Genomic DNA, 7,906 nt, shown 5'->3' with positions numbered 1-7,906 from the left:
TGCCCTCCATGAAACGATCACCCGGAACCACCAATGCCGCACATTGGGTGAGTTATTACGTCGCGTGTTCTACTTCCGGGATCATGCCGCCCCGTTCCCCGGTAATGGACATGGGCTTATGCAACTGGAGCGAAATTAGGATCAGCTATTTAGTAGATTAGCCATTACACGTAATCGGATGTTCGCGTAAATCACTCCTCCCACCATAACAACCAAGTTTCCCTTCAGGCTGGCCGCCCTTGCTGCACGGCAACAACCGCAACCAAAACCTCTCGTTCGTCCGATGACGCTGGGCTAATCGAACCAACAGGGCATTGGCTGGCGCTCTATGCCGGTTGATCAAGATCGGCCATTGCCCTTTGCGAGCCGTGGATGGGCCAATCAGCGGCATCAGGGCACACAACAAGCATGCATAAGTAAAAATTAGGTCATGATCCGAAAACCCATAAATTCTGTTTATACCGACTACCTTGGCGGAGTTGGCGGCCACCAGCGGTGTTTACGGGTGCCTGCGGGACATCGCCCGATCTCTGGTAAACGAGCGGACCATCCTCATCCGCCCTTGCCGCATATCTTGCAGAAAACGGGGTAACGTTTGGTACCTCAGGGGGAGTGGCTGCGTATTACCGGGAAATTACCCTGCTGGCGAAGCCGAGCTGTTATCATTTGAGTCAGTCCCCAGCGCAGCCACGCCCCGAGAGGAGAGTCATGGACATACCTGCCGCCCCGTCCTCCACCCTCTGCCAGCAGTGTCATGAGCAGGTGGATCTCGACTTCGACTTCACCATGGCCTTTCAGCCCATCGTCGATTGCAGCCAGCGCACCCTCTTCGGCTATGAGGCCCTGGTGCGGGGGCTCAACAACGAGTCGGCGCAGAGCGTGATTGACCGGGTCAACGACGACAACCGCTACCGCTTCGATCAGCTGTGCCGGATCAAGGCCATCGCGCTGGCCGCCCGCCTCGACATGCGGGGCATGCTGAGCATCAACTTCCTGCCCAATGCGGTCTATCGCCCGGAGCGCTGCATCCGCACCACGTTGCAGGCGGCCCGCGAGCATCTCTTTCCCATCGAGCAGATCATGTTCGAGTTCACCGAGGTGGAACAGGTGCAGGACAACCGCCATATTCGCGGCATCGTCGATCACTATCAGGCCCTGGGCTTCAAGACGGCGATCGACGACTTTGGCGCCGGTTACTCGGGCCTGAGTCTGCTGGCCGATTTTCGCCCCGACATCGTCAAACTCGATATGCACCTGCTGCGCGGCATCGACCAGGACCCGATCCGTCAGGCCATCGTTCGCCACTGTCTGGCGCTGTTTACGGAGTTGCAGATCACCCCGCTGGCGGAAGGGGTCGAGACCCGCGACGAGATGGCCTGCCTGCGGGAGATGGGCGTCAGCCTGATGCAGGGCTATCTGTTTGCCCGCCCCGGCTTCGAAACCCTGCCCGAGGTGGATTTCGCCAGCCTGTGAGCGGCGCTGGCCATCTCCCTTGGTTGGCGTTCATTCGGGCAAGGCGGGACGGGAGGCGGCCCGGAGGATATCCACGGGCGGACGGCAGAAAGCGCTGGACCGGGCAACCCCCTGGGCTAGGATGGGACTGTCACCCTTTGCAACCACCGCTCTGACAGGGACACCATGGCGCAGGTTTCAGGATACCGCTTCTTCGCTCTTTCACTGCTCTTGCTGCTGGCCTTCCAGGTATGGGGGGCGCAAGGCAGGGGCAACATCACACTGGTGAGCTCCCTTGAAACCAGGGAGTCCCCCTATGGTCTCTGGCTCGATCTCATCTATCGGGATGCGTTCGCCCGCCTGGGCTATGACTTCCAGTACCAGGGCTACCCCGGGGGACGGGCCCCCCTGCTGGCAGAGCAGGGACAGGTCGATGGCGAGATCCACCGCGCCGCCAGCTACCAGCAGCAGACCCGCACCCTCCAGCGCGTGCCCGAGCCCCATTTCGCCGTCTCCTATCAGGCCTATGTCCACCAGCCCGGGATCCAGCTGCAGGGGTGGCACAGCCTGCAGGGCACCGGTTATCGGGTCGAGTTTCGCCGTGGCGCCAAGCTGCCGGAGATGATGCTGGGCAAGGTGGTGGCACCGGACCGGCTCTTTGCCATCGCCACCGCCGAGCAGGGGATGGGCAAGCTGCTCAAGGGGCGCAGTGACCTCTATGTGGAGCAGACCCTGATTGCCAGCCAGGCCCTGGCCGCCCTGACGCGCCAGGACCCGGGCTATGCCGGCATCTACTCCGCCGGGGTGATGGAGCTGGCCGATTCTTACGTCTATCTGCACGAACGGCATCAGGATCTGCTGGCCCCCCTTGCCGGCGTGATCCGGCAAATGAAGCAGGACGGCACGGTGGCGCGCTATGAGCAGCAGGCCATGGCGACTGAGGGCACCAGCCAACCTTAACGTCCTCTTTTTCCGCACGCCTTCCCGCGCCCTGACCATGCAGGAGACCCGGGGCGATCAATTCTGTCGCAGAGTCATGGCCGCAGCGGGCACCCTGTTCGTCAACACCACGTTGACAAAAACGCCCCCTGTATCAGGGAACTCGCCATATAAAACCCCATCGACCTTGTGTTCATCTGGCTTGCGGCCAAAAGGCACCATGTCCGTCTGTGCATACCCCAAATCTTGCAACATCCCCCACTCCGACCGTCCCATCATTTCGATGGAGTCACGTCATCGTTCAGGCATATCTTCCCCTCGAGGCCCGTGCCAGGGCCCGATCACAGGAGCAATACATAATGAAAAAAGCAGTAACGGCCGCCTTGCTGGCCATGATGATGGCGGCCTCGGTTCAGGCGGCAGACAAGGTGACCACGGTGCCGGTGCACTTCGCCAAAGGCGCGCACAGCGCCAAGGTTGACGGCACCTTCTCCGGTTATGACACCATCAACTACACCCTGGGCGCCAAAGAAGGCCAGACCATGACGGTCGCCATCACCGGCAGCACCAATGCCAACTTCAACGTCTTCGCACCGGGCGCCATCCCGGGTCAGGCCGAGGCACTGGGCGGCGGCAACGTGGACACAAAATGGCAAGGCACCCTGCCCAAGTCGGGCAAGTACCTGATCCAGGTCTACCAGATGCGCGCCACCGCCCGTAACGGCGCCAAGGTCCCTCACTCCCTATCGGTCGGCATTCAATAACCGACGCCAATATTGCCTGTGTGACAAGCAAGAAGGAGCCCATGAGGCTCCTTCTTTGTTACTGCGGTATGGCAGAAGCTATCAGCCGGTATAGACAGGCAGCAGCCCCGCCATGTTGAGCAGGTGGAAGGCGGCGGTCAGCACGCCGAACAGGATCACCAGGACGATCATGAAGAGGCCGCCGGGGGCGCGGAAACCCTCGCCACCGTCTTCGCGCCGGGCCGCCCGCACCTTCCAGGCCAGCAGGGGCGGGATGATGCAGGTCCACAGGGTCGCTACGGCGCCCGCATAGCCGATGGCCACCAGGAAGCCGAACGGGAACAGCAAGGAGAGCACCAGGGGCGGCAGGAAGGTCACCGCCCAGGACTTGGCGCGGCCACCCCGGCTGTTGTCGAACTTGAACAGATCCGCCAGGTAGTCGAACACCCCGAGCCCCACCCCGATGAAGGAGGAGAGGATGGCCGCCATGGAGAAGGCGTTGAGGGCGCTGGCCACCGCCTTGGACTCGATTACCGAGCCGAGGGCCTTGAGCAGGGCATCCACGTTGCCCCCCTCTGCGATCACCGGGCCGAACTCGCTACGGGGCAGGTTGCCAAAGACGCTCACCAGCCAGATGAGGTAAAACGCGAGTGCGATCAGGGTGCCCCCCAGAATGGCGCGGCTGGCACGGCGCTCTTCACCGTAGTAGGCGCGCATGGAGGAGACCGAATGGTGGTAGCCGAACGAGGTGAGCGCCACCGGCAGCATCACCAGGGCATAGGGGGCGTAGCTCACTTCGCTGCCCACCCGGTCGAGCAGCAGATCGAGGCGCACGTTCATCGACAGGCCCGAGATGCCGAAGGCAAAGCTCAGCCCCATCAGGATCACCAGCAGCACCGAGATGCGGTCCACCGCCCGGGTGGAGTGCCACACCAGCAGGGAGAAGGCCAGGGTAAAGAGCACGGACGCCCACTGGCTGCCCATCCCCGTCATGCCGTCGATGATGAGACCGGCCGAGGTGATGTAGGCATAGAGCAGGATGCCGCCGACGAAATAAACGCTGAGATTGTTGAGGGCGTTGACCTTCTCCCCCAGCAGATCCCGGGTCACGGTATCGAAGGAGACGCGCAGGGGATAGCCCCGATAGGACTCCAGCAGCATCCAGCCGGAGACCGTCATCACCACCATGGTCAGTGCCACCGCGAGCATGGACCAGAGGGTCCAGGCGCCCGCCCCCGCACTCGGCAGCCCCAGCATGCCGGCCCCCACACAGACGCCGGCAATGATGCATGCCCCGCCCACCAACGATGGTTTCTGTTCCATTACTCCCCCAAACGGATTGTCGACTGGTCACGGCACACCGCCGTGCTTCTCCTGCGTTCGCCACTGCTGGCGCCGGGGGACTTTACCCTGCATGCCTTCGGGTATCAAATCCGGAGGGAAAATGGGGGGAAACGGGCCTGATCCTGCGCCCCATCCGTGGAATATGCTCGGGATGGGGCCAGGTTCAGCGCACCAGGGTCAGCCGGTGTAGACGGGCAGCAGACCCGCCATGGCCATCAGGTGGAAGATGGCGGTAAGCACCCCGAAGACGATGACGGCCACCACCATGGGCTGGCCGCCGGGAGCCTTGAACCCCGCCTCGTCCGGGGCCAGCTCCCGGGACTTCTTCGCCAGCAGGGCCGGGATGATGCAGGCCCAGACGGTCGCCGCAGCCCCGGCATAGCCGATGGCCACCACGAAGCCGAACGGGAACATCAGGGAGAGCGCCAGGGGGGGCAGGAAGGTCACCGCCCAGGATTTGGCCCGCCCCCGGCGGCTGTTGTCGAACCGGAACAGATCCGCCAGATAGTCGAACACCCCGAGCCCCACCCCGATGAAGGAGGAGAGGATGGCCGCCATGGAGAAGAGGTTGATGGCCTGGGAGACCTGCCTGGACTCGATCACCGAGGCCAGCGCCCCGAGCAGCACATCCACGTCGCCCCCCTTGGCGATGACGGGGCCGAAGGCGGGACGAGCAAGGTTGCCGAAGATGCTGAGCAGCCACAGCAGATAGAGCGCCATGGCGATCAGGGTGCCCCCCAGGATCGCCTGCCTGGCTTTCTGCTCCTCACCGTAATAGGCGCGCATCGAGGCGACCGAATGGTGATAGCCAAACGAGGTGAGCGCCACCGGCAACATGGCCAGGGCATAGGGGGCGCGGCCCAGCTCCTCGGCAAAGGAGTTGAACAGCTTGGCGGTGTCGACCTTGCTGGCAAGCCCGGAGACCCCGAACACGAAGCTCAGCACCATAAAGACGATCAGGACGACCGAAATCCTGTCCACCGCCCGGGTCGAATGCCAGACAAACCAGGAGAACACCAGCACAAACAACACCGAGGCCAGCTGGCTATTGATGCCCAGCAGGCCGCCCAGGATGAGACCCGACGAGGTGATATAGGCATAGAGCAAAATGCCGCCCACGAAATAGACGGTGAGGTTGTTGAAGAGATTGATCCTGTGACCGAGCAGATCCTTGGTCACCGAGTTGAAGGAGGCGGTCAATGCGTAGGGTTTCAGGGCTTCCAGCAGCATCCAGCCTGAAACCGTCATGACGACCATGGTAAGAATGATGGCGAGGGTTGACCAGCTGGTCCAGGCCCCGGCTCCCGCGCTCGGCAGCCCCAGCATGCCGGCACCGACACAGACGCTGGCAATGATGCAGGCCCCTCCGATGACGGACGGTGTTGATGTCATGTGTGTCACTCCAAATCTTTCACAGAGCAGTGAAAAAAAAGGGCACAGAAAAATCTGTGCCCCTGACTCGTTATGCTTCTATCAATTTTTTCTGCGTCTTGCCGGCTGACGGGTCGTTATGCTCGACCTCTTTCAGTCTGGCGGTGAAGTGACGCAGCACGGCCGGCTCGTAAATGAAGTCCAGCCCCTTCACCCGGTGGGCGTTCTTCTTCACCTCGCCGAAGGCCTCGATGACAAAGTCCATGTGGGTCTGGGTATAGGTGGCACGGGGGATGGTCAGGCGCAGCAGCTCCGCCGGGCAGGGGTGCTGCTTGCCGGTGGCGGGGTCGCACCCCAGCAGCAGGGAACCTATCTCCACCGCGCGGATGCCGGCGACCTTGTAGAGCTCGCAGGCCAGGGCGTGGGCCGGGAACTGATCCGCCGGGATGTGGGGCAGCAACTTGCCCGCATCCACGAAGGCCGCATGGCCCCCCGCCTGCTGGCACACCACGCCGATGGCCTCCAGCCCGTCCACCAGGTACTGCACCTGGCCGATGCGATAGGCCAGCCAGTCCTGGCGCATGCCGTCCCGCAGGCCCACCGCCAGGCGCTCCATGGCGCCCCCTTCCAGGCCGCCATAGGTCGGGAAGCCCTCCTGCACCACGCACAGGGTGCGGCACTCGGTGTAGACGTCCAGCATGCTGTCATCCTTGAAGCACAGCAGCCCCCCCATCTGCACCATGGCATCCTTCTTCGCCGACATGGCGAGGCCGTCGGCGTACTTGTAGGACTCCCTGGTGATCTCCTCGATGGTCCAGTTCGCGTAGCCAGGCTCCCGCTGCTGGATGAAGTAGGCGTTCTCGGCGAAGCGGGCGGAGTCCATGATGACCGGGATGTCGTACTTTCTGGCGATCTCGTACACCGCCTTCAGGTTGGCAATGGAGACCGGCTGCCCCCCGGCGGAGTTGCAGGTGATGGTACTGACGATGTAGGGCACGTTGGCGGGGCCCGCCTCCAGGATGGCCTCTTCCAGCTTCACCAGATCGAAGTTGCCCTTGAAGTCGGCGGTGACCGAGGTATCGAACGCCTCCCTGGTGTAGACGTTCTTCGCCACGCAGCAGTTGATCTGGGTGTGGCCCTGGGTGGTGTCGAAGAAGTAGTTGGAGAGGGCCACCATCTTCTTGCGATCCAGCCCCTTCTCCTGCTCCCGCTTCTTGATGAGCACGGGGATGTAAATCTGCTCGGCGCCGCGCCCCTGGTGAGTGGGGATGGTCAGGGAGTAGCCGAAGATCTCCTGCACCGCCTGTTGCAGGGCATAGTAGCTGCGGCTGCCGCTGTAGGCCTCGTCACCGCGCAGCATGGCGGCCTGCATGTCCTGGGTGATGGCGCCGGTGCCGCTGTCGGTCAGCAGGTCGATGAAGACGTCTTCGCTGTCCAGCAGGAAGGGGTTCATGCCCGCCCGGACAATGGCCTCTTCCCGATAGGCACGGGTGGTGCGCTTGACCGGCTCGATGACACGAATACGGAAGGGTTCGGGCAGATGCTTGAAGTTTTCCATAATATAAACACCCCAGATTTAAATATTCAGAATGAGTCTCTTCCCCCGCCGAAAATAGAATGTCCGGCAGGTGGGAAAGATTGGGAAATGGGTGCACGACATCGCCTCGTCAGAATAAAAAGGCGAAGATAGGTGCAGCTATTTCAGTTCAGGAATGGAGGCGGGCTCGTGGCATGGCAGGCATGCCGCGCCGCCGTGGGGAATTACAGCGGGAAGAAGAACGCGATCTTATGGTCCAGGGTAAACCACTTGGGATAGCTGACCTTGATATTCATGTTGTTGCTCATCCAATTGATATTAACAACGCCAAATAACAGCACCCATTATGGTGGGGAGCGCTATATGATCAATTGCAATATGAGCAAAGTGGGATGGCGCTAACAATTTGGCGGGGGATTTTTATACAGCTTATTATCGCCAATCGGCCTTGTTGCACAATTCCAAAGCAGGACAGCAGTCTCTCAGGCGCCGATTTCGCTCAGTTGACCTGTTGTCGTAC

8 protein-coding genes and 1 pseudogene are annotated in these 7,906 nt (G+C 61.7%); 4 read left to right on the top strand and 5 right to left on the bottom strand.

The annotated features are described in order from the left end of the window. The 3 genes and pseudogenes from OKC30_RS18810 to OKC30_RS18800 all read left to right on the top strand — a co-directional run. Positions 1–139: pseudogene (locus OKC30_RS18810) on the top strand (IS630 family transposase); the annotation flags it as partial. A 569-nt stretch (positions 140–708) separates the two neighbouring features. Further along, positions 709–1,473 carry an EAL domain-containing protein gene (locus OKC30_RS18805; protein WP_124812784.1) on the top strand — a complete coding sequence of 255 codons (765 nt, stop codon included), beginning with the start codon at positions 709–711 and terminating at the stop codon, positions 1,471–1,473. 165 nt (positions 1,474–1,638) lie between these two features. Next, the gene (locus OKC30_RS18800; protein ID WP_160839275.1) at positions 1,639–2,412 is read left to right on the top strand and encodes a transporter substrate-binding domain-containing protein; all 774 of its coding nucleotides are present in this window, start codon (positions 1,639–1,641) and stop codon (positions 2,410–2,412) included. A 57-nt stretch (positions 2,413–2,469) separates the two neighbouring features. Here OKC30_RS18800 and OKC30_RS18795 read toward each other — a convergent pair whose 3' ends face one another. Beyond that, positions 2,470–2,646, bottom strand: a complete 177-nt coding sequence (locus OKC30_RS18795) for a hypothetical protein (RefSeq protein WP_154670450.1) — start codon at positions 2,644–2,646, stop codon at positions 2,470–2,472. Between the two features lie 104 nt (positions 2,647–2,750). On the opposite strand from OKC30_RS18795, the gene OKC30_RS18790 reads away from it, so the two are divergent. Continuing rightward, positions 2,751–3,155: a hypothetical protein gene (locus OKC30_RS18790; protein ID WP_042017400.1), complete on the top strand. Its 405-nt coding sequence runs from the start codon at positions 2,751–2,753 to the stop codon at positions 3,153–3,155. Positions 3,156–3,236: 81 nt separating this feature from the next. Here OKC30_RS18790 and OKC30_RS18785 read toward each other — a convergent pair whose 3' ends face one another. From OKC30_RS18785 to tnaC, 4 genes are all read right to left on the bottom strand, one after another. Then, positions 3,237–4,457, bottom strand: coding sequence for an aromatic amino acid transporter (locus tag OKC30_RS18785; RefSeq protein ID WP_160839277.1), 1,221 nt, complete (start codon positions 4,455–4,457; stop codon positions 3,237–3,239). A gap of 198 nt (positions 4,458–4,655) precedes the next feature. Beyond that, positions 4,656–5,870 carry an aromatic amino acid transporter gene (locus tag OKC30_RS18780; protein WP_124813125.1) on the bottom strand — a complete coding sequence of 405 codons (1,215 nt, stop codon included), beginning with the start codon at positions 5,868–5,870 and terminating at the stop codon, positions 4,656–4,658. A 70-nt stretch (positions 5,871–5,940) separates the two neighbouring features. After that, positions 5,941–7,407, bottom strand: coding sequence for a tryptophanase (gene tnaA / locus OKC30_RS18775; RefSeq protein ID WP_201972464.1), 1,467 nt, complete (start codon positions 7,405–7,407; stop codon positions 5,941–5,943). A gap of 203 nt (positions 7,408–7,610) precedes the next feature. Next, on the bottom strand, positions 7,611–7,682 hold the full coding sequence (gene tnaC / locus OKC30_RS21555; protein WP_223302601.1) for a tryptophanase leader peptide: 72 nt from the start codon (positions 7,680–7,682) through the stop codon (positions 7,611–7,613). Between the last annotated feature and the right edge of the window lie 224 nt (positions 7,683–7,906).

It is taken from the genome of Aeromonas sp. QDB18, assembly GCF_027705325.1.
GTDB classification, from domain to species: Bacteria; Pseudomonadota; Gammaproteobacteria; order Enterobacterales; family Aeromonadaceae; genus Aeromonas; species Aeromonas caviae.
This window is presented reverse-complemented; position numbering and strand designations above follow the sequence as displayed.